Source organism: Chitinophaga agrisoli, assembly GCF_008386695.1.
Lineage (GTDB): Bacteria > Bacteroidota > Bacteroidia > Chitinophagales > Chitinophagaceae > Chitinophaga > Chitinophaga agrisoli.
In genome coordinates this window covers 1,584,855-1,609,335 of sequence record NZ_VUOC01000001.1, presented here as the reverse complement: position 1 = coordinate 1,609,335, position 24,481 = coordinate 1,584,855, and the positions used below count along the sequence as shown (strand labels likewise).

At 49.8% G+C, this 24,481-nt stretch carries 22 protein-coding genes; 4 read left to right on the top strand and 18 right to left on the bottom strand.

Going from position 1 to position 24,481, the window contains the following annotated elements; translation table 11 throughout:
• Window positions 1–86 precede the first annotated feature (86 nt).
• Complete coding sequence (locus F0L74_RS06705) at window positions 87–1,370, bottom strand: M20/M25/M40 family metallo-hydrolase (RefSeq protein WP_149837029.1); 1,284 nt, start codon at window positions 1,368–1,370, stop codon at window positions 87–89.
• A gap of 96 nt (window positions 1,371–1,466) precedes the next feature.
• Between F0L74_RS06705 and ruvB the strand changes: the two genes are divergently transcribed.
• A complete protein-coding gene (gene ruvB / locus F0L74_RS06700) occupies window positions 1,467–2,495 on the top strand; it encodes a Holliday junction branch migration DNA helicase RuvB (RefSeq protein WP_149837028.1) in 1,029 nt (342 codons plus the stop codon).
• A gap of 72 nt (window positions 2,496–2,567) precedes the next feature.
• Here the strand turns inward: ruvB and F0L74_RS06695 are convergent, their stop codons facing one another.
• From F0L74_RS06695 to F0L74_RS06685, 3 genes are all read right to left on the bottom strand, one after another.
• A complete protein-coding gene (locus F0L74_RS06695; RefSeq protein ID WP_149837027.1) occupies window positions 2,568–3,269 on the bottom strand; it encodes a response regulator transcription factor in 702 nt (233 codons plus the stop codon).
• Between the two features lie 203 nt (window positions 3,270–3,472).
• Window positions 3,473–4,150, bottom strand: coding sequence for a DUF3108 domain-containing protein (locus F0L74_RS06690; RefSeq protein ID WP_246197636.1), 678 nt, complete (start codon window positions 4,148–4,150; stop codon window positions 3,473–3,475).
• A 128-nt stretch (window positions 4,151–4,278) separates the two neighbouring features.
• The gene (locus F0L74_RS06685) at window positions 4,279–5,208 is read right to left on the bottom strand and encodes a lysylphosphatidylglycerol synthase domain-containing protein (RefSeq protein WP_188315880.1); all 930 of its coding nucleotides are present in this window, start codon (window positions 5,206–5,208) and stop codon (window positions 4,279–4,281) included.
• A 91-nt stretch (window positions 5,209–5,299) separates the two neighbouring features.
• On the opposite strand from F0L74_RS06685, the gene ruvC reads away from it, so the two are divergent.
• Together ruvC and F0L74_RS06675 are read left to right on the top strand one after the other, a co-directional pair.
• Window positions 5,300–5,863, top strand: coding sequence for a crossover junction endodeoxyribonuclease RuvC (gene ruvC / locus F0L74_RS06680; protein WP_149837024.1), 564 nt, complete (start codon window positions 5,300–5,302; stop codon window positions 5,861–5,863).
• Between the two features lie 242 nt (window positions 5,864–6,105).
• On the top strand, window positions 6,106–6,867 hold the full coding sequence (locus F0L74_RS06675; RefSeq protein ID WP_149837023.1) for a response regulator transcription factor: 762 nt from the start codon (window positions 6,106–6,108) through the stop codon (window positions 6,865–6,867).
• Here F0L74_RS06675 and F0L74_RS06670 read toward each other — a convergent pair.
• The 4 genes from F0L74_RS06670 to rsmA all read right to left on the bottom strand — a co-directional run bounded on the left by F0L74_RS06670 (window position 6,842) and on the right by rsmA (window position 9,691).
• A complete protein-coding gene (locus F0L74_RS06670; RefSeq protein ID WP_149837022.1) occupies window positions 6,842–7,246 on the bottom strand; it encodes an HIT family protein in 405 nt (134 codons plus the stop codon). The genes F0L74_RS06675 and F0L74_RS06670 overlap by 26 nt on opposite strands.
• 145 nt (window positions 7,247–7,391) lie before the next feature.
• Window positions 7,392–7,865 (bottom strand): transcription elongation factor GreA, encoded by a 474-nt coding sequence (gene greA / locus F0L74_RS06665; RefSeq protein WP_149837021.1) that lies wholly within the window; start codon window positions 7,863–7,865, stop codon window positions 7,392–7,394.
• 113 nt (window positions 7,866–7,978) lie between these two features.
• On the bottom strand, window positions 7,979–8,905 hold the full coding sequence (locus F0L74_RS06660; protein WP_149837020.1) for an NAD(P)-dependent oxidoreductase: 927 nt from the start codon (window positions 8,903–8,905) through the stop codon (window positions 7,979–7,981).
• A 33-nt stretch (window positions 8,906–8,938) separates the two neighbouring features.
• A complete protein-coding gene (gene rsmA / locus F0L74_RS06655; protein ID WP_149837019.1) occupies window positions 8,939–9,691 on the bottom strand; it encodes a 16S rRNA (adenine(1518)-N(6)/adenine(1519)-N(6))-dimethyltransferase RsmA in 753 nt (250 codons plus the stop codon).
• Window positions 9,692–9,762: 71 nt separating this feature from the next.
• On the opposite strand from rsmA, the gene pdxA reads away from it, so the two are divergent.
• Window positions 9,763–10,845 (top strand): 4-hydroxythreonine-4-phosphate dehydrogenase PdxA, encoded by a 1,083-nt coding sequence (gene pdxA / locus F0L74_RS06650; RefSeq protein ID WP_149837018.1) that lies wholly within the window; start codon window positions 9,763–9,765, stop codon window positions 10,843–10,845.
• A gap of 47 nt (window positions 10,846–10,892) precedes the next feature.
• Here pdxA and F0L74_RS06645 read toward each other — a convergent pair whose 3' ends face one another.
• From F0L74_RS06645 to F0L74_RS06600, 10 genes are all read right to left on the bottom strand, one after another.
• Window positions 10,893–11,714: a class I SAM-dependent methyltransferase gene (locus F0L74_RS06645; RefSeq protein WP_213086903.1), complete on the bottom strand. Its 822-nt coding sequence runs from the start codon at window positions 11,712–11,714 to the stop codon at window positions 10,893–10,895.
• Window positions 11,715–11,972: 258 nt separating this feature from the next.
• On the bottom strand, window positions 11,973–12,620 hold the full coding sequence (locus F0L74_RS06640; protein ID WP_149837016.1) for a hypothetical protein: 648 nt from the start codon (window positions 12,618–12,620) through the stop codon (window positions 11,973–11,975).
• Window positions 12,621–12,660: 40 nt separating this feature from the next.
• Window positions 12,661–14,814, bottom strand: a complete 2,154-nt coding sequence (locus F0L74_RS06635) for a TonB-dependent receptor (protein WP_149837015.1) — start codon at window positions 14,812–14,814, stop codon at window positions 12,661–12,663.
• A 616-nt stretch (window positions 14,815–15,430) separates the two neighbouring features.
• On the bottom strand, window positions 15,431–17,008 hold the full coding sequence (gene atpA / locus F0L74_RS06630) for a F0F1 ATP synthase subunit alpha (RefSeq protein WP_149837014.1): 1,578 nt from the start codon (window positions 17,006–17,008) through the stop codon (window positions 15,431–15,433).
• Window positions 17,009–17,098: 90 nt separating this feature from the next.
• On the bottom strand, window positions 17,099–17,659 hold the full coding sequence (atpH, locus tag F0L74_RS06625) for an ATP synthase F1 subunit delta (protein ID WP_149837013.1): 561 nt from the start codon (window positions 17,657–17,659) through the stop codon (window positions 17,099–17,101).
• A 93-nt stretch (window positions 17,660–17,752) separates the two neighbouring features.
• Window positions 17,753–18,247, bottom strand: a complete 495-nt coding sequence (gene atpF / locus F0L74_RS06620) for a F0F1 ATP synthase subunit B (protein WP_149837012.1) — start codon at window positions 18,245–18,247, stop codon at window positions 17,753–17,755.
• 107 nt (window positions 18,248–18,354) lie between these two features.
• Window positions 18,355–18,636, bottom strand: a complete 282-nt coding sequence (gene atpE, locus F0L74_RS06615; RefSeq protein WP_188315879.1) for an ATP synthase F0 subunit C — start codon at window positions 18,634–18,636, stop codon at window positions 18,355–18,357.
• Between the two features lie 111 nt (window positions 18,637–18,747).
• Window positions 18,748–19,926, bottom strand: a complete 1,179-nt coding sequence (gene atpB, locus F0L74_RS06610; protein WP_149837011.1) for a F0F1 ATP synthase subunit A — start codon at window positions 19,924–19,926, stop codon at window positions 18,748–18,750.
• Between the two features lie 276 nt (window positions 19,927–20,202).
• The gene (locus F0L74_RS06605) at window positions 20,203–21,966 is read right to left on the bottom strand and encodes an ABC transporter ATP-binding protein (protein WP_149837010.1); all 1,764 of its coding nucleotides are present in this window, start codon (window positions 21,964–21,966) and stop codon (window positions 20,203–20,205) included.
• A 130-nt stretch (window positions 21,967–22,096) separates the two neighbouring features.
• A complete protein-coding gene (locus F0L74_RS06600) occupies window positions 22,097–24,295 on the bottom strand; it encodes a hypothetical protein (protein ID WP_149837009.1) in 2,199 nt (732 codons plus the stop codon).
• Between the last annotated feature and the right edge of the window lie 186 nt (window positions 24,296–24,481).

The following is a 24,481-nucleotide window of genomic DNA, read 5'->3' as shown; positions in this document are numbered from 1 at the left end:
GAAAACGTTCAAACGCTCTCAGAATTTAGACAAAATTATTATACGTTAAAACGGGACAATGATATGATTATTGTAGACCCTGGCAATTATTGTTCTGGCTTAATACGTGTAGGCGTATCCTTTCCCTCCACGATTGACACGGCGCTTTTGGCAATGGCGTTGATGGTGTTGGTGATGTTTTCCATATCCAGGCTTTCCACCTCATCATTTACGGAGTGGTAGAGGCTGTCAGTATCTATCTGGTCTGTGGAGATAGTATGCGCGGGTACGCCTAAACGGGCCAGGGTGGCATTATCAGAGCGGTAAAACAGGTTCTGGTCCGGGTAAGGGTCCGGATGGAAGTGGAATACGGAGCCTTCCAGGTTACGTTGTAATATGGCGCCGAAATCAGATCTTTCGAAGCCGGTGATAAAGGCGCTGTTCTTACCAAATTTAGCTTCCTTACCTATCATCTCTATATTAAACATGGCCACTACTTTATCCGGGTTCATCTGTTGGGAAAAATAGCGGGCCCCGTAGCTGCCCATCTCTTCGCCTGTAAAGGCAGCGAAGATAAGGGTGCGGGCGGGTTTAAGCTGTTTATAGTAATTGGCCAGCATAATAACGGCGGTAGTGCCGCTGGCATCATCATCCGCGCCGTTGGCAATGCTATCCTGCTCTACGGGTTTGAGTATACCTATGTGGTCGTAGTGTGCGGAGAAGATCACGTATTCGTCCGGTTTGCTGCTGCCGGGGATTACGCCTACCACGTTAAAAAGCGGCACGGGGGTTACCTGCTGTCTTACTTCCAGGTTTACGCTGCGGATGGCGGTATCTGCCTCTTCCTGTAATACCAGTACCAGGTTGCCGCTGTCTGCCATCTGGATATTATCCTGCAGGTACTGGCGGTACTGGCTAAAGTTCTGGCGCTGCGCGGCGTCTACCCAGATGATGGTATTGCCTTTTTGCTGGCGCAGCTCCCGTACGCGGTTAAAGAAGTTATCCGCAGACCGGATATGCTGCTCCGCCACCTGGCCTTCCTGGTTCCAGCTGAGCTGTCCGGCGCTGCTTTTGATGATCACATTATCGGATATACGTTTTTCACCGTTGATGGTGAGCTGTATACTTACCGGCTTTATACGATACATGTAAAAAGTCTGGCGGTAACCCTTGGCGCCTTGCCAGGTCTGCAATCCAGCCTTCTGATATTCCTGTTCAATAAAGGTGGCTGCTTTGTCTATGCCGGGAGAAAATGTTTTGCGTCCCTGCATATCATCTGCCGCCAGCGTGCTTATAATGCGCCGCACTTCCGTGCTGCTGATCGTGTCTTGTGAGCGGGCTGGGGTGATGCTAAAGGCCATCGCAAAGACGGTTAACCATATCCTGTACATAGAATAAAATATTATAACACAAATAAACTAATATACTCATAAACAAGCAAACCCATACGGCCATAATTATGTATTTTTGAGCACTTTCAGTACAATATGTCCAATCCGCATTTAAGACCAGACGAGAACCGCCAGAGCGCAGCGGAAAAAGAGTTTGAGAACAGCATCCGCCCGAAGGAGATCATTGATTTCTCCGGGCAGGATCAGATCATTGAAAATCTGAAAGTGTTCATCAAAGCGGCCAAAATGCGCGGGGAGGCGTTGGACCATATCCTGTTCCATGGCCCTCCGGGGCTGGGTAAGACCACGCTGTCGCGCATTGTATCCAATGAGCTGGGCGTTAATATCAAGGAAACATCCGGTCCGGTGATAGAAAAACCGGGCGATCTGGCTGGCCTGCTGACCAACCTGGAGGAGCGGGATGTGCTGTTCATTGACGAAATACACCGCCTGAGCACTGTTGTGGAGGAGTACCTGTACTCCGCCATGGAGGATTACCGCATAGATATCATGATCGATACCGGCCCCAGTGCCCGTTCCATACAGATCAACCTACACCCCTTTACATTAATAGGCGCCACTACCCGCAGCGGGTTGCTGACTGCCCCCCTGCTCTCGCGGTTTGGCATCAAATCCCGGCTGGAGTACTATACTGCGGCCACCCTGCAGAAGATCATCTGGCGGGCGGCGGGACTGCTGGGGACCAAGATCACCTCTGACGCGGCTATGGAAATAGCGCGGCGCTCCCGCGGTACGCCCCGTATTGCCAATGGGCTGCTGCGCCGGGTACGCGATTTTGCGCAGGTGGTAGGCAATGGCACCATTGACCTGGACATCTCTAAATATAGCCTGAAAGCGCTGAATGTGGATGAATACGGGCTGGATGATATGGACAACCGGATCCTGAATGTGATCATTGAAAACTTTAAGGGGGGGCCGGTAGGTATTACGACTATTGCTACGGCGGTAGGCGAGGAAGCCGGTACGCTGGAGGAAGTGTATGAGCCTTTCCTGATACAGGAGGGTTTTATTAAACGCACGCCAAGGGGAAGAGAGGTAACGGAGAAGGCGTATACGCATTTGGGAAAGACGCCGGGTAAAGGAGCAGGCGGGTTGCTGTTTTAATATACTGATATCGTTATAAAATAAAAGAGCATTGTGATGATCACAATGCTCTTTTATTTTATAACGCCTGATCTAGTCTTTTACCACGAGGCGGAAGCCATTACCGTGGATATTCACTATTTCGATATTAGGATCGTCTTTAAGGTACTTACGCAGTTTGGCGATGTATACGTCCATGCTGCGGCCGTTAAAATAGGTATCGCTGCCCCAGATCTTCTTCAGCGCCAGCTCGCGGGGGAGCAGGTCGTTCTTATGCTCACATAACATACGCAGCAGCTCATTCTCCTTGGGAGAAAGGGTATGAGACTCGCCATCGTGCACCAGGGTGCGGAGACGGGCATTGAAGGCGTAGCGGCCTATAGCAAACTCATGTTGTTCTTCTTCCTTATTGCTGAGCTCCTGGTTACGTTTAAGGATGGCCCTTATTTTGAGCAGCAGCAATTCGCTATCGAAGGGTTTAACGATATAATCGTCTGCGCCCAGCTTATAGCCCTGGATGATATCTTCCTTCATGGTTTTTGCGGAGAGGAAGAACAGGGGAATATCGGGGTCTACGTCCCGTATCTCTTCTGCCAGTTTAAAGCCGTCCATATTGGGCATCATAATATCCAGCAGGCACAGGTCAAACTTTTCGCGCCTGAAGGCCGCCAGCGCCAGGATGCCGTCCCTGCAAAGCTCTACATCATAATCGTTCAGCTCCAGATAGTTCTTCAGCACCATGCCCAGGTTGGTATCATCTTCTGCCAGCAATATGTTTGGTTTACGCTCTTCCATAATACATACGGGTTATATAGTTTGAACAAATATAGAATATTATACCGCACCAAGGCGCCGGATTCAGCAAGGAAATGTTAAACTTTAAGCGGTTAGCTGTTGGCTTTTAGCCGTTAGCGCCTGGCCTTGACTATTGTTGTCCGCTAATTAATGCTACAAATAATGCGCCGGGGATCATTGGCTAAAAGCTAAGGGCTGTTTATCTATCTTTTGTCGATCAGCGAGGAAAGGGGGTAACGCAGGTTCTTGTAGTCCATCATATCCACTACAATGCTACCTACTGAAATAGCGCTCTGTACGCGCAGGGGGATCTTATTGGCGTCGTCGCTTACCCATACATCCATCTGTTCGCCGCCCTGGAACATGGTGCCTTTTATCAACAGGGGTTTAAACCGTATAGCCTTAAACTTGCCATAGCGGGTAGTTACCTCTTCCCTGCCCATGTAACGGATATAGATGTTATACACCTGATCATCCAGGAACATGAAAAAGGGTATCTTATCATTGGGCTTATACTTATTGAAGTCGATGTTGCGGGCGTAGTATACGGCGCTGACCACATCCTGTATACAGGCGGGCACTTTAAAGGTGCCGTTGGTGCTGGTGGCGGAGCCCTGCGCATGATCGAATACAACGTTGTTGTATATTTTATAACCGCCTTCGCTTACGTTGCGTATAAATTTGAGGGGTTGCATGGAGGCGGTATCAACGTAGCTTTCATATCTGTCGCGCACTTTGAAGAACCAGTCATAGGCGCGGTAGGTTTTACCGTCTCCTATCATGTGGTATACATCCCTGCCGTTCATTTTTTCGAGCAGGCAGCTGAAAGTGGCTTCGCCGGCGCCTACATATACGCCGCTTAACCGGTAATAAACTCTCATGGTCATGTTTTCTCCGGGGCGGAAACTACCATTTGTGATACCACAAAAATCACTTTGGGCCTTAACGGGATAACTTTGGACTAAACCTGCCAATAAGAATATGAGTATAAGATGCCTCATTGCTGGATCTATTTATCCTTAAAAATCTTTACTCCCAGTAGCAATAAACTTCCCAATATTGCCGGTAAGAGCAGGTTGACCAGCCAGATGCCGACTGTAGCGGCGATGATGGCGGCGGTATTGGCGCTTAACAGACCCAGGAAATACAAGCTGACCTTGCCTCTGAGACCTAATTCTACTACAGCAATGGTGGGGACCAGGGCCATTACCAGGTAGATCACTGCATTCATTAAAAAGCCTTGCCACCACAGCATTTCCACTCCAAACGTGTCTAACAAAATCAAATACTGTGCCGAGAAGACCACATAACGGCAGGCTGAAAGGAGCAACAGGTATTGCAAATCGGCGGTTGTATAGCGGGTTATGATCAATACAAACACCTTTGCTTTCCTTAGTACCGGGATTCTTTCGAATATTGCTACTATGATCTGTAACCGAAAATATAATAATATGGTCAAGGCGCCAATAACCACGAGCAAACCCAGTAAAATATTTTCCCAGAAGTTGGGGGCAAAATAGCCGTTCTCCTTGATCAGCCGGAAGTTGTTGATATAGTAGATGAGGCCTGTTAACCCAAAGATAATAGTAATAATGAGCTGACTGAGGCTTCCTACGACGGTGGCGGCGATGGATTTAAGCTTATTCTGGTTGCTCATATAGAGCATACGGCCACCGTATTCGCCTATACGGTTAGGGGTATTAATAGACAGTGATACCCCGGATAAAACGGCGCTGAAAGCCCGTAAAAAGGATACGTTTTCCAGGGATCTTACCAGCAGCTGCCATTTACGGGCCTCGAGCCCCCAGTTAAAAAACATTAATACAAATACGAGCAAGAGCGCCATGGCTCCCTTTTGGCGGAGGGTAAAAACCATCTGTTGGAGGGACGTTGCCAGGTCTGGCTGATGTTTTACCTGTATATATATGGACCAGGCCAACCAGCTAAAAAGGGCTGTGCCTAACAGGTAATTGAGAATTATTTTGGTACTTTTGTTCAGACATCAAGATTTTGGCAAAAATAAACCGCGGTTGGCAAACAAGTCAAAAATAATTCTTGGCATAGACCCGGGCACGCTGGTAATGGGATATGGCCTTATACAGGTACAAGGCAAAACTGCCACTCTTATAAAAATGGATGTGCTAAAACTCTCCAGTCGTAAGGACCACTATGAAAGACTGCAGCTCATCCATGCCTGTATCAACGACCTCATACGCTTACACAAACCGGATTGTTTCGCGATTGAAGCCCCCTTTTTTGGCAAGAACGTACAAAGTATGTTAAAGCTGGGCCGGGCGCAGGGTGTAGCCATTGCTACCGCCATGCATGCCGGGCTTACTGTAGCGGAATATTCCCCGAAGAAAGTTAAGCAATCGATCACCGGTAACGGCAATGCGGACAAGGAGCAGGTATGGCAGATGCTTCAGCGCATATTGCTGTTTACTGAAAAACCGGAGTACCTGGATGCCACGGATGCGCTGGCAGTAGCAGTTTGTCATTTTTTCCAGGATTCAAACCCTCTTTCCAGCCTGCCTAAAGGGAAGGGCTGGGAAAAGTTTATCCAGCAGCACCCGGACAGAGTAGCAGGGCTGTAGTTTAACTGTCCCGCAGGTAGCGGGAGACTGCAAATGACTGAATACAAACTGGTTTAAACATTCCTTCGCTAAAAAGGTTATTTCTAAAATTGAGAAATTGTATTTACTTTGACTAAAAATCATCTTCATAACTCCATGATAAAATGGGCCGGGGGGATAGCGCCATTACTATGATGATTACCTTTAATACCGGATTATGGTAGAAAATGTGACATTTTACATTAATCAGCATCACTGCAACTATGAAAGCTAGAATCCTATTTGTGGAAGATGATCAGCATGTTGGTACGGCTACAAAGCGAAGGCTGGAAGAGGCCGGCTATGAGGTTAGGCATTGTACTGACGGGACGATGGCCTGGGAGGAATTCCAGCATAAGACATTCGATATATGCCTTCTGGATGTAATGATCCCCAAAAAAGCCGGCAATATTGAAAAGGGCGCCTCAGACCATGGGTTTGAGCTGGCCAGGCAGATCCGCAAGAAGAATGACGTCATACCCATCCTGTTCATCACCTCTAAATCGATGGTAGAGGATAAGATCGCCGGTTTTAAGACCGGGGCGGATGATTATATTACCAAACCTATTAACATCCAGGAGCTTTTCCTGCGCATAGAGGTATTCCTGAAGCGGACCAAAACCATGCTACAGGCTACCCAGGCGGCCAAGCCTTCTCAGTATATTATAGGGAAGCTGACCTTTGACTATGCGGATCTGCGCCTGCATGACAGCACCCAGCAGAAGTCCTTTACCCTTACCCAAAAGGAGGCAGACCTGCTCCGGTACCTGTGCGATAACGTTAACAAGGCCCTTAAACGCGAGGATATCCTGTTTAATGTATGGGGAAAGGACGACTATTTCCTGGGACGCAGCATGGACGTGTTCATTACCAAGCTACGGAAGTATTTTAAATCAGACCCTGACATAAAGCTCGAGACCCTGCATGGTGTAGGTTTCCGTTTTAATGTGCCCCATACGCCTAATGTGTCAACATCTCTGCCCTGATCTTCTCCTGTATTGCTTTGAACTCCGCCTCTGTCAACTTTAGTTTGGGACGTGCAAAATTCATATCATCCGCCGAATTGATGGGGATAAGGTGCATATGCGCATGTGGCACTTCCAGTCCTACCACGCTGATGCCTACCCGGTTGCAGGGGAAAGAGCGTTCCAGCGCTTTGGCAATGGGCCGGGCAAATACCAGCCATTCGCCCAGCAGCTCGTCCGGCACATCAAAGAATTTGTCCACCTCTAATTTAGGCACTATCAAGGTATGCCCTTCCACGAGGGGAAAGATGTCCAGGAAGGCATAGAACCTGTCATTTTCCGCTATCTTATAACTGGGGATCTCGCCTTTGATGATCTTGGTAAACACTGAAGCTGACATTGGGTTTGCGGTTTTAGATGAATGATGCCCCCTGTGAACGGGGTATCCCAAAGCTAAATCGTAAAACTGAAATAAAAAATCCCGGCCTGGTGGCCGGGACTTTTTGTGGATTGTATCAGTATTTCATACGTGGATTGCTATCAGATCAAACGCTGATATTATCTATCTTGAATTTGAGATTTCCATTGGGCGCCTGTACATCGGCGATATCACCCACTACCTTACCTAGCAGCCCTTTCCCGATGGGAGAGGTAACAGAGATCTTGCCGGCTTTCAGATCGGCCTCTGTTTCGGACACCAGCTGGTAGGTAACCGTTTTTTTATTGGCTACGTTGGTGATGGTCACTTTACATAATATAGAGACCTTTGAAATATCGATAGAATCCGCCTCTACTACCCTGGCGGTAGCGATGGCATTTTCAAGTGAAGCTATTTTTGCTTCGTGGAGCCCCTGAGCTTCTTTAGCCGCATCATATTCAGCATTCTCTTTCAGATCACCTTTCTCCCGCGCCTCTGCAATGGCCCTGGCAATTTCCGCCCTACCCTTGCCCTTAAGCCCGCTCAGCTCATCTCTCATTTGCTCAAGGGTTTCTTTCGTGACATAGTTGACGCCAGACATAACTTTTGGGTTTTAGAAATAAGAAAAAAAAATCAACGCCTCCATTTTCACAGAAGCGTTGTTTACTATGTTTGTATATCGGCAAATATAACTATTTTAAATTATCAGCCAACTTAAATTCCCAACTTATCCAACACATATTTAGGCATTTTAATACTTGCCTCGTGGGAGTATCCGGCGATGTGCGGAGTAAGGACTACATTGGGTAATTCGAGCAGCCGGTGGAACTGTTGCTGCTCTGCTTCGCTGTAGGTGGCCAGCTTTTCATTCTCCAGCACATCCAGGCCCGCGCCGGCCAGGGTACCGTTTTCCAGGGCGGCTATGATATCAGGGGTGTTTACGATCTTGCCCCGTGCGGTATTCAAAAACCATACGGATTTTGCAAAGGATTTAAAGAAGGCGGCGTTGGCCAGGTGGCGGGTCTCTTCTGTAAGGGGCAAGTGTACGCTTACTACGTCTGCCCGCTTAAACAGTTCTTCCATAGTGGCTTCCCTTACGTTGCCGGTACTGAAGCCTTTTTTGTATTTATCGTAGGCCAGGATCTCCACGTCAAAGCCCTGCAGCTTATGGGCAAAGGCCGCGCCGGTGTGGCCATAGCCAATGATGCCCACGGTCTTACCATTGAGCTCATGACCGCGGTTGCCATCGCGCTCCCATATGCCGCGGCGCAGTTCCAGGTTGCTTTTCAGCAGGTTGTTCATGAGCATCATGAGCATGCCCAGGGCCTGCTCCCCTACTGCATCGCAGTTGCCTTCCGGGCTGCTTACGCAGCGGATGCCTTTACTTTCCGCATAGGTCACGTCTATCAGCTCCATACCGGAGCCCAGGCGGCCTATCCATTCCAGCTGGGGGGCGTTGTCTATAAAGGCGGGATCTATTTTGAGGCGGGTGGTCACGATCAAACCGGTGCAGTCGTGCACCAGGCTGCGGGCTTCGTCATAGGTGACGGAGGGCTGGTAGATCACCTCGTATCCGCTTTGTTCGAGTCTGTTTATGAGATATTCGTGTACTTTGGCTGTGATTAAAGCTTTCCGTTTCATTCTTTCTCTTGTTTGTCTTTTATGGGCGGCCTATCATATCATCTTATGTGATAATGCGACAAAATCTGCCACTGTCAGCTCTTCCGCTCTTTTAGTGAAGAGGCTGTCCTGTAAATATTCCTTATCAAATAATGGTTTTAGCGGGTTGCGCAGTTGTTTGCGGCGCTGGTTGAAGGCAGTTTTCACAAGGTTGAAGAACTTGCGCTCGTTGGCAATATCATACTGCTGCTCCAGGCGGGTGCACCGTATAACGGAGGATTTTACCTTGGGCGGAGGCATAAAACACTGTTCATGCACTTCGAACAGGTACTCTACCCGGTACCAGGCCTGCATAAGCACGCTGAGGATGCCGTAGTCCTTATTTCCGTGGCTTGCAGCTATGCGCTGGGCTACTTCTTTCTGGAACATACCTACTACCTGGGGCACCTGGTCCTTCCATTCCAGCACGCGGAACATGATCTGGGTAGAGATATTATAGGGGAAATTGCCTATTACGCTAAAGGGGCCCTCAAAGGGCGGGGGCATATCCAGGAAGCTCTGGTTGATCAATTTGCCCTGGATCTCCGGGTAGGTTTTCTCCAGGTACTGTACCTTTTCCGTATCCAGCTCCACGGCTTTAAAGTCAATACCGGGCAACTGCAGGAGGTATTTGGTGATGGCGCCCGCACCGGGGCCAACTTCGAGCACTTGCTGCCCCTGGATCACAGGTAAAGCCTCTACGATCTTCCTGCACATATTCTCATCTTTCAGGAAGTGTTGGCCCAGTGATTTCTTAAGTGTGTACATGATTCCGGCAAAGATACCAAATACCGCATTCTAAATGCCGGGATTTGATATCTTTGTGTTTTGTCACACACATGAGCAACACGCATACCAACAAACCAGTAATCGGCATTACCGTAGGCGACATCAACAGCATCGGTACGGAGATCGTTATCAAGACCTTTACAGATAACAGGATGCTGGAGTTTTGCACCCCGGTGATCTTTGCTTCCAATAAGACCATCAACTTCTACCGGAAGCTGATGAATGAAAGCACCTTTAATTACCAGAGCCTGAAAGAGCTTACCCGCCTGAACCACAAGCAGGTAAACGTTTATAACTGCTGGGAAGAAGAAGTGCAGATCACCCCGGGGGTATTGAATGACATTGGGGGTAAGTATGCGGCCCGCTCCCTGGCCGTGGCCATCCAGTGCCTGAAGGACGGGATCATACAGGGCCTGGTAACAGCGCCCATCCATAAGAAGAATATACAAAGCGCCAATTTTGACTATACTGGGCATACCCCTTACCTGCGGGACGCCTTCAGCGCCAAAGACGTGCTGATGTTCATGACGGCCGATAATATGCGCATAGGCCTGCTGACGGAGCATGTGCCGGTAGCGGAAGTAGCGCAGTATGTAACCAAAGCCAATATCCTGGGCAAGCTGCTACTGATGAAAGACAGCCTGGTAAAGGATTTTGGTATAGACAGCCCCCGGATAGCAGTGCTGGGCTTAAACCCCCATGCCGGCGACGACGGGCTGATAGGGCAGGAAGAGATCAAAGAGATCGCACCCGCCATTGACCAGGCTAAAAACAACGGCATCCTTGCCTTTGGCCCCTATAGCGCAGACGCATTCTTTGCCCGTAACATGTACGCCCAGTTTGACGGCGTACTGGCCATGTACCATGACCAGGGCCTTATCCCCTTTAAATCACTGGCCAGCGGCGAGGGTATCAACTATACCGCCGGGCTGCCCATTGTACGTACCTCCCCCGACCACGGCACCGCTTTTGACATTGCCGGTAAGAACCTGGCAGACGCCGCCTCTTTCCGTCAGGCTATTTTCAGTTGCCTGGATATCCTGGAGAAACGGGAGACCTATGCGGAGAACACGCAAAATCCGTTGAAGAAGATGGAACTGGCGTCGGAGTCACTGACTGCCAAAAGCTCATAATTAATAGCTGTTAGCTGTTAGCTACTGGCTGCTGCTAACAGCTAGATCTAGATATGGAATGCCGTTATTTCCATGAGGCCATCGCCTGGCTGGTGGTAGCGTTCGTTATGGCCCACCATCCTGTGCTCTGCTGCCTGCATATCGTAGATACTGTTTACCTCTGCCTGTAACAGCTCCAGCATATTCAAGATCTTTTTACGGCTATATAAGTGAAAGGTGATCTGCAACGCCTTTTCTGCCAGCGCCTGCAGCTCCTTACCTACCTGGCGGAATGCCGGTGAGGGTATATCTTCTTCTGTGAGCATATAATCCATGATCACTGTATTCCGCGCGTTCTTAGTGGAAAAGCACTGCATTATATCGCGGAACTGTTCTTCCGTGATATAGTGGATAATGCCTTCGAATACGATGAGCGTAGGCTGAGCGGCATCATAACCCGCATCGCGCAGCTGTCTTTTGAGCTGTATGGTGTTGGTGATATCTGTCTGGATAGTCACCGGCAGGGGCATTTGGGGGGCTATCTTGTGGTAGATGGTGGCTTTTTCATTCATCCAGGCCTGGTCTACCTCATAAATGCCGCTGATGTGGAGGGGATAGTCCGCGGCCAGCTGCAGGCCCAGGGGATCCAGCCCCGCGGCAATAATACAGATCTGCTGCCGGGGGTAGCGGCTAATGAACTGACTAACCAGGTAACGCACCATCTGCTTACGCAGCTGAATCACATATCCAAGATGGGAGGTTACCTTGTTAACAGCGGTGACCAGGGTCTGTACAGCACTGAGGTCCATATGCTGCATGTATTCACCGCTTAACCCGTCTTTATACAGGTCTTTTACATACGACAGTACAAGGGCTGAAGTGGGAGCCACTCGCAGCCTGGTTTCAGGGGTATTCATGGGAGTAACATTTCGTGAATGAAAGGGCCGATCCGATGGCTTCTTATAAAATTAACCGTTACAACTGAAGTGAGACTGCAGTTGGGACCAGCGGTCACCTGCCTTTACCGGCGTTCTGGCAGGGTTGTATGGAGGCTACGATCATTAACAGGTCATATATTATATAAAGCCACCGGCGCCCTGGTATGCGACTGCATCAGGGCGCCGGTATTGCTTATATATATGCTTTCCTTATTTAGCTTCTCCGTTCAGCAGCTGTTTTGCCTGCGCTTCCCCCCAATGCGGTTCTATATTGCTGGCAGGTTTAAAGGCGGCAAATTTCTGCAGGGCTACCTGTAAAGTTTCCCTGGCCTTTGCCTTATCGCCACCATAGGCTTCCGGTGTAAAGTAGAGGGCCTGACCTTCCAGCAGGTATACGCGGGGATTTTCCGGGTTCAGCTGTTTGGCTTTCTGGATCATCATACCAGACTCGGGGCCATATTGCGCGCCGCGGCTGGGCGGATCTACCATGATACGGGCAGAAGCCACCAGTGATTTGATACAGGCTATTTCATCGCTGTTCTTCTTCAGGGAATCGGCTTTGTTGATGTTAGCCTCTGCCCTGTCTGCCAGCGGATCTATCTTGCTCTTATCCTCCTGCACAAAGGCCGTCATTACCTGCGCAAAAGCCGCATAGTAGTAAGGCAGCCATTCAGTTTTTTCTGTAGCGGCTATGCGCTCAAAAACATTGGAGATATCCTGCAGGGTTTGCGGATTATAGCTGGCGCCATCATCCAGGAGGGCGACCTGTTTGGTCATTGCATCCTGGTACTGCGAGCTCTGGGCCCTGGCTGACATTGCCACGCTGGCCGTTAAAAGAAGGAAAAGGAACTGTTTCATAACTGTTGTTTTATAGTTTGGCTTTATGTGTATTGATAATTTACAGGTTATTGATGACATCCTGCCGGTTATCGATCCCAAAGTTCATGAACATACCAATGAACAGGAAGCGGGGGGCGTTGGGCACAATCTCTTCGCGGCGCAGTTTATCTGTTGAGTAGCGGTACCCGTAGACCTGTTTAATATCAAACACATTGGTAACGGATAATACAAACACGGTGAAGGCCTTGCCCACCGTAGTAAGATAACTGGCGCTCAAACCTAATGTATTAAAATCGATGGTCCGCTCAGACATAAATTTACTTTCCGGCAGGTTAGGGTTGTAATACGGCCGGCCGCTGGCGTAACTGTAGGTTAGCCCGATATTGGTGGTGATCTTAGGGATGTATTTCTTTACCACCAGGCTCGCGGTATGTTTGGCCGCAAAATCCGGCTGCACCTCAAAAGGATAAAACAGGTAGTTACGTTTGGTATCCAGGAAGGAATAAGAGATCCAGTAATCCACGTTCTTAAATGTCTTACGATCCCGCCAGAACAGCTCTATACCTTTAGCATAGCCGGTACCCATGTTGGAAGTGTCCGGCACTGTTTTTACCAGGTCTTTGTACTTCTTATAGAAGGCCTCCACACGGAAGGTGTAGTCCATGGATACGCGCTGGAAACTGGCGATGTAATGGGTAGCCTTCATATAGTCCAGATCCCGCTGGTAACGCAGGTATTGCGGCTCCGGCTTCTGGTAGTAGTCCCCATAGGCCAGGGAGAACTGGCTGTAATCATTGAGCTTATAGGCCAGCGAAGCACGCGGCGCCCAGTTTACTTTAGACAGCACGGAAGAATATTCCATACGTCCGCCAACACGGCCCACGAACTGCGGCGTAAAGTAGATATCGCTTTCTGCAAAGGCGGCGGTATAGTTATCTACATAGTTGGCCTGGTAATTATTGAAGGCGCCCCGCTCTGCTGCATACTGATATTCTCCGCCCAAACGCAGCATGGAAAAAGCGCCCAGGCTTTTGGTGAGCATCAACCTTAGCTGGCTCAGCTCTGAACGGTTGCGGATATTGGCGGGCGCGGTTTTCCGGATGGTATCGATCTTAATTTTATCATCATTTGTGCTGAAGGAGAAACCTGTTTGCAAACGCCAGCCGCTACCCAGGCTTTCCCGGTAAGTAAGGTTGGTATAAATGTTCTGGTTACGTACGTCAGACTGCTCCTGGTACCCCGGGTATTCTGTGCTATTTTTCCTAAAGCCCATACGGCTCCAGTTACCATAACCGTAGAACTTTATCATGCCGGTAGAAGAAGTCTTATGCCGGAAATTGGCAGAAGTTCCCAGTATTTCCGGGCCCATGGTAGGCTCCTGCCGGGGCCTGGCGATGTTGAAGTAAGGGGCCAGATTGGTGTAGTCTGCCTCTATGCCGTAGGAGGTCTTTTTATCCTTTGAGAGCTCGTCCAGTCCGCCGTTGACGCCTATCAGCGAAGCGCCCAGGCTGTACGAGGAGCGTGCCGGGAGGTCTTCTGATTCTAATATCAGCGCAGAAGACAGGCCCTGGCCGTATTGGGCGGAGTACCCGCCGCTGCTGAATGTTGTTCCCTTGAACAGGAAGGGGGAGAAACGGCCCCTGCCCGGTAAATCTGGCAGGCTGGTGTAGAAAGGGTTCCTTACCAGCAGGCCGTCTATGAAGATCTGGGTTTCGTAACCGGTACCGCCGCGAACGAACAGGCCTTCGCGGTCGTTGGTCTGCTGGGCGCCGGGAAGGGTTTTTAATGCGTTGACGATGTCGGCGGTAGCGCCGGCGGTGGTTACTATATCGAGTGGTTTGAGCACGGTATTTTTGCGATCATTGCTGGCTTCAAAGCTGCCGGCGGAGATAGTGACTACTTTGAGCTCGTTAATGGCTTCTTTGAGCGTTAGGTTGAGTTGCAACGGGCCGCTGATCGTAGTGGGTTGTTCCAGGGTCTTGTAGCCTATGAGGCTGGCGGAGATGACCTGGGCGCCGGTGGCGGTGGTGGTGAAGGAGAAGCTGCCGTCTGCGGCGGTAGTGGCGCCGTCGTAAGTACCTTTTATGTAGATGTTGACGCCGGGGAGCGGATGTTTTTTAGCGTCCGTGATCTTGCCAGTTAGTTTTTGTTGTGCCAGCAGGAAGGCGGGGATGCAAGTACAGATTATGAGGTTAAGGCAGTGTTTCCACATTGTTGGCGGGATTTGGATTCGGATCAAAACTAATTTAGTTTATGGTGGAAACCAAGGTGGGCGGAGGGGTATTCGGTTAAGGAAGGGGGTGGAGGCGGTGAAAGCGGGGAGGAAGGCGGTGAAATTTGGTTATGCTGGAAGTGGGTGCTGTGGCGGGAATGGGGCTGTTCCTCTGTGGGTGAATGGGCGGAGGGGACGGAAATGGGCTATGCCGGCAGCGTTCCTCTGTGGGGCTGCGCCTGCCGCGGGACTTTCGCTGGGCAAGCTGGCTGCATGAACCCGCGCCAGCCAAGGCCCCACCGAGGAACCTGCCGGCAACGCAGCGTGCACGCATGGCCAAGGGGGGAGGCTGTAAGGCGGTTCTCCGATAGTATGTTGGTGTATCTCATCACCAGCTCCCATCAGCGTTAGCTGTAACCATTACCTACCATTACCCATGAACATTACTTATCGACCGTTACCCATTTACGGTTAGCCGTTGCCCATTGACTATCTTCTAATTCTTTAAAACAAAAATCCCGGCCAATTGACCGGGATTATGTTTATGCTCAATGTTGTATTACATGATTACATGATTGCATGATTACGATTATGCTGCGATCATGTGTTGTATGCTTTATGCGAATCTTGGCTTCAGTTCGTTGGCCAGGGCTTTCATCTTGTTCAGACTGTCGTCTGCGAGGTTGCCCTTTTTGAAATCGGCCAGAACTTCGGGGAGGCGCACTTCCATTTCGTGCAGGAAGGCTTCTTCGAAGGCCCTTACGTTCTTAACGGGTACTTCGCGGAGCAGGCCCTGGGTACCCAGGTAGATCATGGCTACTTGCTTTTCAACGCTGTAGGGGTTGAACTGTGCCTGTTTCAGGATCTCCACGTTACGGGCGCCTTTGTCCAGTACTGCTTTGGTAGCAGCATCCAGGTCGCCACCGAATTTGGAGAAGGCCTCCATTTCGCGGTATTGTGCCTGGTCCAGTTTAAGGGTACCGGCTACTTTCTTCATGGATTTGATCTGTGCGTTACCACCTACGCGGCTTACAGAGATACCCACGTTGATGGCGGGACGGATACCGGCGTTGAACAGGTTGGACTCCAGGAAGATCTGTCCATCGGTGATGGAGATCACGTTCGTGGGGATGTATGCGGATACGTCACCAGCCTGGGTTTCGATGATCGGTAATGCGGTCAGGGAACCACCACCTTTTACCAGGTGTCTGATAGACTCCGGCAGGTCGTTCATCTGGCTGGCAATTTCATCGTTGGCGATAACTTTGGCAGCACGTTCCAGCAAACGGCTATGCAGGTAGAATACGTCACCAGGGTAGGCTTCGCGGCCCGGAGGACGACGCAGCAGCAGGGACACTTCACGGTAAGCAACGGCCTGTTTGGACAGATCATCATAGATGATCAGGGCAGGACGGCCGGTGTCACGGAAGAATTCACCGATGGCGGCGCCAGCGAACGGAGCGTAGAACTGCAGCGGAGCAGGCTCTGAAGCGGAAGCGGCTACGATGGTAGTGTAAGCCATAGCGCCGTTCTCCTGCAGGGTTTTCATTACACCTGCAATGGTGGAGGCTTTCTGGCCAATGGCTACATATATACAATATACAGGCTTGCCTGCATCGTAAAATTCTTTCTGGTTAATGATGGTGTCGATACAGATGGCAGTTTTACCGGTCTGACGGTCACCGATCACCAGCTCACGCTGGCCACGGCCGATGGGGATCATGGCGTCGATCGCCTTGATACCTGTCTGCAGCGGTTCTTTTACCGGCTCACGGTAGATAACGCCGGGGGCTTTACGCTCCAGGGGCATTTCATACAATTCGCCGGTGATAGGGCCTTTACCATCGATAGGCTGACCCAATGTATTTACCACGCGGCCTATCAGTCCTTCGCCCACTTTAATAGAGGCAATCAAACCGGTACGGCTTACTTTATTTCCTTCTTTGATATTACCGGATTCCCCCATCAATACCACACCTACGTTATCTTCTTCCAGGTTCAGGGCGATTGCCTTTACACCGTTCTCGAACTCTACCAGCTCTCCGTAACGTACATTGTTCAGTCCATATATACGGGCAATACCATCGCCCACCTGCAACACTGTACCCACCTCTTCCAGGTCGGCAGCAGCATTGAAGTTGCTTAACTGCTGGCGCAATATCGCCGAAATTTCATCAGGTTTTATCTCAACCATAATCAGTTATGTTTTTAAAAAAGGGTCGTTAAAGTATGTAAATTATAACGACAACAGCTTTGCGTGTACGCAGCGGCTGCTGTGAATGTTTTATCTAATTTCCGGAACGTAGATGTTCTCGGTAAACTGTTTTTTGATATCCTTCAGATCACGCTGAATGGAAGCATCAAACAGTTTATCATCTGTTTCTAATACGAAACCACCTATTAAATCAGGTTCCACGGCCGTTTCCATTTCCACGATCCTATCAGTACCGGCGGCCACTTTCTGTTTGATGGCGCCGAGGATAGCAGGATCGAGGGGTACGGCGGTGGTGATCTTCACCTTGCTGATGTTCTTGAGCTTATTGTATTGCTGCAGGAATTCAGTGGCTATCTCCGGCAGGTTGCCTTCGCGGCCCTTTACCACCAGCAGGTTGATGAAAGCGGTGATGATGGGGCTTACCTTACCTTCCAGTATGGCGGCCAGTATCTTCTGTTTCTTGTCCGGTTTAATGATCGGGCTTTTCAGCAAATTCGTTACATCGCGGTTGCCCTGGGCGATCTGTTGCAGTACCAGCATGTCTGCGTGCACCGCTTCCAGCTGGCCTTTTTCTACGGCCAGATCCACCAAAGACTTTGCATACCGGGATGCTAAACGGGGATTTTGCATAATTTATTAATGTGCTGATGTGCTGATATGCTAATGTGCTAATGAAAAAGAAGTATTCTAAGTAATTAGCACATTAGCATATTAGCACATTGGTTAATTTAATTTAATGCTTTCTGCCTGTTGTTTGATATACTGTTCCTGGGCAGTTTTGTCGGACAGTTCTTTGCGGAGCACTTTCTCTGCCACTTCGATCACGAGGGAACCTACCTGGTTTTTCACGTCGGTGAGGGCAGCCATCTTCTGGTTTTCGATGGCGGTGTACGCTTCGTTAATGATCTTTTTGGCTTCTGCCTGTGCTTGTGTCTTGGCTTCGCTGATGATCTGGTCTTTTGCTTCCTTGGCTTCTTTCAGGATCTTGCTCCTTTCTGCTTTAGCTTCTGCCAGTACATGCTCATGCTCTGCCTTCATCTGCGCCATTTCTTCCTTTACCCTTTCTGCTGCAGCAATGGATTCGGAGATCGAGGTTTCCCTTTCCTTTAAGGTAGAGAGGATGGGTTTCCATGCGAATTTCTTCAGGATGAAGAAAACGATGAGAAATATTATGAATGAAATGGTAAACAAGCCTAAGGCCGGCTGTAACAGATCCATGATGTATAGTTTAAATTACTGATTTACTGGTTGATGTATTACATGTGCTGTAATACAATTACTGCATCCTTTGCCCTGTGCGCCGGATGCAGTAATAAGTTTTTGGCTTACAGCACAACTGCCAACAGACCTGCGATAACGCCGAACAGGGCAACACCCTCTACCAGCGCAGCAGCCAGGATCATGTTTGCACGGATGTCGTTAGCAGCTTCGGGCTGACGAGCGATGGATTCCAGCGCGCTTTTACCGATGTTACCTACACCGATACCAGCCGCGATAGCAGCAATACCAGCACCAATAGCACCACCAGCTTTAGCCAGACCAGCAGCAGAAGCAGCGGCAACAGCAGCAGCATCCGTAGCCTGCATTAAAATTGTTAAAAGAGCCATGATTGTTATATGTATTTAATTAATGAATGTTTTAGTCCGCAATCTGTAACCGGCAGCGCTGGTCGTTGGCAAAGGTTGTATACCATCGGCCCGCTGTCCGGGTGCTACATTTTAGTGGTGGTGCTCGTCATGCGCGCCTTCCATAGCCTGACCGATGAACACGGCCGTAAGGTTGGCGAAGATGAAAGCCTGGATAAAGGCCACCAGCAGTTCCAGCATCATCATCACGATATTGAATACAATGGTGATGGGTAAGAAGCCGTAGCCGGCCGCTTTATTCAGGGAACCAAATATAAATACCAGTGAAATAATGCTCAGGATAATAATGTGACCGGCCAGCATGTTGGCGAACAACCGGATCATCAGGGAGATAGGCTTAGTGAATACGCCTATCAGCTCCACCGGCGCCAGGATGAATTTTACGCCCAAGGGTACCGGAGGGTTAAAGATATGCCCCCAGAAATGTTTGTTGGAGCTGAACAGGATGGCGATGAAGCTGATGATCGCCAGCGCCGCTGTTACTGCCAGGTTGCCAGTTACGTTGGCAGAGCCGGGTAACAGGCCCAACAGGTTATTAATGAGGATAAAGAAAAATATTGTTAATATAAAGGGTGTGAATCTTTCGTAGTGTTTGCCGGGGATATTGGGTTTTACCACTTCATCGCGCATGAAGATGATCACCGGCTCCATCAGGCTCTGGAAGCCTTTGGGCGCCTGTTTGGAACCGCGGATCCTGTACGCCTTAGCTACATTCAGCATCAGCACCACCAGCAGGATGGCGGCTATGAGCATAGAGGTGATGTTCTTGGTCATGGAAAAGTCGTAGATCGTTTCACCGGTAAGGTTATCGTTGCCGTCTACAGCGACCACGCTTCCTTCCAGGTATTTATTGGGATCCAGGCCTTTCTCGTGCAGGTAGTGGCTGTTTATCAGGCGGTAGCCATCAAAAGCGGCGTGGCCATGTTCGAACCTGGAGGAAGAGAATACAGACAGGCCTCTCTCTTTATTGTAGATGATCACCGGCAGGGGTAAGGTAACAGGGGTGCTACCAAAGTCCATTAAATGCCAGTCATGGGCGTCTTTTACGTGGCCCAGGATCACTTCCTTAGCGTCGAATCCTTTCTTTTTTTCGCCGGCAGCTTCCGCCCCATCCTTTTCTTGCCGAACTTCAGCATCTTTTGTTGATTCTTCTCCAGGATGTTGGGCATAAGCTACAGAGCTAACACCAATTATGTTTAGGGCTAGTAAGAGCGCTATCAGACTATGTTTGAACAGATTGCAGGAAATCACCGTTTTCTGAAATTTTGCGCAAAGATAATCGATTTTAACTCAAAACGAAGCCGCGTTGGAAAAAAACGAGCGTATATAGTTAACTAATGGAATTACAGGCGTTTAACTATAACATTATTTGTGCTGCCACGGGCCTCTCCGGCATAAAAAAACCGTCCCGTTTTAGCGGAACGGCGTTGGTGGTACACAGTTATTACTTAAATGAGATATATTTCTGCTCAAGGCCCAGGATCTTATTAAAGAAATCCTATATCCGCGGCGCCACTACGTCCATATCTACATATTTACTGTCTTCTTGAACTGCATGCTATGCAGCTTGTAGTAAAATCCTTCTTGTTTCAGCAACTCCTCATGCGTACCCATTTCCCTGATCTCGCCCTTATCCAGCACAATGATCTTGCTGGCTTTGCTGATAGTGCTTAAACGGTGGGCGATCACGATGGAGGTACGGTCGGCGATCAGTTTGTCGATGGCCTGCTGGATCAGCATCTCTGATTCAGTATCCACGGAGGAGGTGGCCTCGTCCAGGATGAGGATAGCGGGATTGTACAGCAGCGCCCGCACAAAGGAGATCAGCTGGCGCTGACCCAGGGAGAGGGTGCTGCCCCGTTCCATTACCTGGTAGTCGTAGCCGCCGGGCAGCTGCATAATGAATTCGTGCATGCCAATAAGGCGGGCTGCCTGCTCCACCTGCTCGCGGGAAATGGCTGCGTTACGGAGGGTGATGTTTTCGTAAATGGAACCGGAGAACAGGAACACATCCTGCAGCACCACCCCTATCCTGCTGCGCAGCTCTGCCAGGGCATAATCCCGGATATTGATCCCATCCAGCTTTATCTGGCCCTGCTGGATCTCGTACAGGCGGTTCAGTATGCTGATGATGGTGGTTTTGCCGGAGCCGGTATGCCCTACAATGGCGATGGTCTCCCCCGGTTTGGCGTGGAAGCTGATGTCTTTGAGCACATAACGGTCTTCCGTATAGGCAAAGGATACGTGATCAAACAGGATATCGCCCTGCATATTGGCGGCTTTTTCCTTGCCGTTGTCCGGGATGTGATCATCGCTGTCCAACACCTTAAATACGCGCTCGCTGGCCACCATGCCCATTTGCAGGGTGTTAAACTTGTCTGCCAGCACCCGCAGGGGGCGGAAGAGCAGGTTGAGGTACATGATAAAAGCGATCATCACGCCCTGGGTTACTTCGTAGCTGAGCACTTTGTTGGCGCCCCACCATACCATGAGACCCAGGGAAATGGCCAGGATAATTTCCACTACGGGGAAGAAAACGGAGTAGGCGAAGATGGCGTCTATATTGGCATTCCGGTGATCCTTATTGATCTGTTTAAAGCGGGCGTATTCCCGTTTTTCCGCGGAAAAGGCCTGTACTACCACCATGCCCGTGATATGCTCCTGCACAAAGGCGTTCAGGGCCGCTACGGCATTCCTTACGCGGTGAAAGGATTTGTTCACGCTTTCCTTGAACATCCAGGTGGCAATGATCAATATGGGGAACGGGGAAAGACTGATGAGCGTAAGCCGCCAATCCTCGATGAACATCACTGCCAGGATGGCTACGATCATCAGCAGGTCTGCCACAATGGAGATGATGCCTTCAGAAAAAACATCATTTATGGCTTCTATATCGTTGATGGTGCGGGTTGTAAGGGTACCAATGGGGGTGCGGTCAAAAAAGGCGAGGTTTAGCCGTACCACCTTGTTGTAAACGGTTACCCGCAGGTCTTTTACCACGGACTGGCCCAACCAGTTGGTGAGGTAGGAGAAAAAGAAACGGACCACGGTCTCTATCAGCAGCAACCCTATCTGCACCAGGGTGATGATCACCAGCATCTGCATCCAGCGCCCGGCAATGTACTTATCTACGGTTACCTGGATCAGGTAAGGGCGCAGGGGCGACAGTACCGCCAGCACAATGGTTAACACCATGGAAAGGTAAAAAGAGCGTTTATAGGGAACTGCAAAACTGAAGAGGCGCCGCAACAAACTGAAGTCAAAAATCCGCTTGATAGTTAAATTCTCCATGAGGCAAAGATAATTATTAGCGGTTAGCCGTTAGCCAGTTAGTGATTGGAGCGGGGGTTAAATAATTAGCCGCTGACCATTAGTGATTGCTAATCTCCTAACAGCCAGCGGCTAAACAGCTAATAGCTACTTATTTATCGTCTTTCATGATCTGTTTGTATGCCTTGATAAAGATAGCGCCCAGGTTCTTGTGCGGGGGCACATAGTCGCTGAAGAGCTCTTTGTTACGGGCATCGCCGGCAAAGCGCTTGCTCAGCACAGCCCACATATTCACCCAGTCTACGTTCTTGCCGCTGCGGATCACATCTTCCAGGGTGCGGATGATGGGCTCATTCACAAAACGGGTACCTACCTGTTTGGAGGAGATGATATGCGCATCCGGGGATTTCTGCAGTACGGTGGCCAGGTTATGGTAGCCGCCGCAGGAGCCCAGCACTACTATCTTGGCAGAGCTTTGCAGGTTATCCATGGTGGTGTTTACGTGGTAGCTATGCCCGCGGTGGATGAATACCGTGGGGTGGATGTCTTTTTCGTCCAGGTACTCGCTCAGCTTTTCGATGGCGGTCTTATCTTCCGGCTCGTTCAGCGGCAGGTTGGCGAAAATGGTAATGGGTTTGCCTTTCAGGGAAACGATGGTGGTCCAGTACTGGCCTTTGCTCACTTTCCAGTCGCCACCGGTAAAGCTGGTCATAAAGCTGGCGTAGGATTCCTGGCCGTCTTTATCTCCATAGAAGAATACCTGCTGGAAGATGCGGCCGCTGTCGCTGAGCAGGCCGTTAAAGTCTACATAGTTCACCGGCGGCAGCTTAAGCCTGGTGGCCATATCTGTAGCTTTGGTGGAGTCGTTGCCCTTGCCGGCTTCTGTATCAAACAGGCTGGAGAGCAGCTCATAGATCACCTTACCGCGTTTATCGTTCTTTTTGGATACAAATACATAGTTCTTTTTCACTTCTTCCCGCAGGAAATCCAGCAGCTTGGGGTCGCGGATACTGCCAAAGGAGTTGGCTACGTCCACCGCGTCTTCCAGGTCTTCTGTTTTTTCCAGGCTGCTCACGTATTTCTTCATGAGGTAGTTAGCGTTTTCCGGGGCCATGGATTTGAGGAAATGATCCAGGGTATTAAAACCCGCCGCCATGGCGATGAATTTCTTAAAACGGTCAAACCCTACTACCATCAGCAGGCTGTCGCCCCGGGCAGGTTTCATGCGCAGCATCATCTGGTCGTACATGCCGGCATCGTTATGGTTAGTATAGCTGGAGGTGAACAGCTCTTCCTGACCGTTTACGATCAGGTAATACAGTTCTTCCGGCGTAAAGTCCTTTACCACGCGGAAGCGCACATTGGCCGGTTCTTCGTGCAGGTCGTTCACCTCGCGGATATAGCGCAGGGAGCGGGATTTCATATTATCCATCATGGCCTTCATACCCAGGGGGTTCTGGCCGCTGCTTTTCTTCTGCTGCAGTATGATGGAGGTTTTTACCATTTGTTTAAAGTACGGGTAGTCGCTATCTACGATCCCTTCCAGGGAGTCTATGCTCATGGAACCTTCTATCAGCTCATCTATGAATGGCAGAATGCGGGTAGACTGGCCGGAGTTGCCGATCTTAACGATCAGCTGTACGATGGGATCCGGGTTCTTTTTGATGGCGGTGGCTACCGGCGTATAGGAAGTAGCGTAGGTAAGCACCTGGTTGGGGTACTTACGGGCTACGGCGGCAATCACGGAGTCTGTGACCTGGTATTCCAGGTACTGGCCTATCTCTGCCATTACAGTTTCCAGGTTGCTGAAAGCGTATTTGGAGAAGAGGATGCCCCTGGCTTCTTTATAACCCGGGTTATCGTGGTAGACCTCTATCAGTTTTTCGCCGGCGCTGAAGGACAAGTCCCTGGCGATGGGCAGTATGCTCTGACCCTTTATATCCGCGTGCATCATACCGCGGTAGGCCTGTATGATGGCAGGGGCTTCTGCGGCGTCTATCTTATGGTAGGCGCGTTTAAGGTTATAGTCATGCAATACAGCATAGAGGCCGGTGAGATATTTGATCTTGAGCCGGTGATCAAGCAGGGTATCCCTTTCTATATCCAGCTGGATATCATCTACTTGCTTTGTGATGGCGTTCGTTACCTGGAGATTCAGGGTCTGATCATCAGATACTTTTATCATATCATCTGCCTTACCATCGAATTTATCGGCGGCAGCCTGTTCCTTGTCTATGTTTTCGTGAAAACCCAGGCGCCCAATAGGAATGTCCACTTTCAGCTCGCCCTGTGCATATACCCAGCCGGTTTGAGCAACCGCCAGGCATAAGAGTATAAAAAATTTCCTCATTTATAAATGTACTTTTCGCTTTCCCTTATAGCAAATTTACGACCAAATTCGCAAATGCCTTGCTGGAAGGGGAATTTGCCGTTTTTTTATCCCGTGCCGGGAGGTGCTGTTTCGTGGCAGGTGCTGTTTCACGGCGGGCAGGTGCTATTCCATGCCGGGCAGGTTCGAAAACGGTCTGCGCCTGGC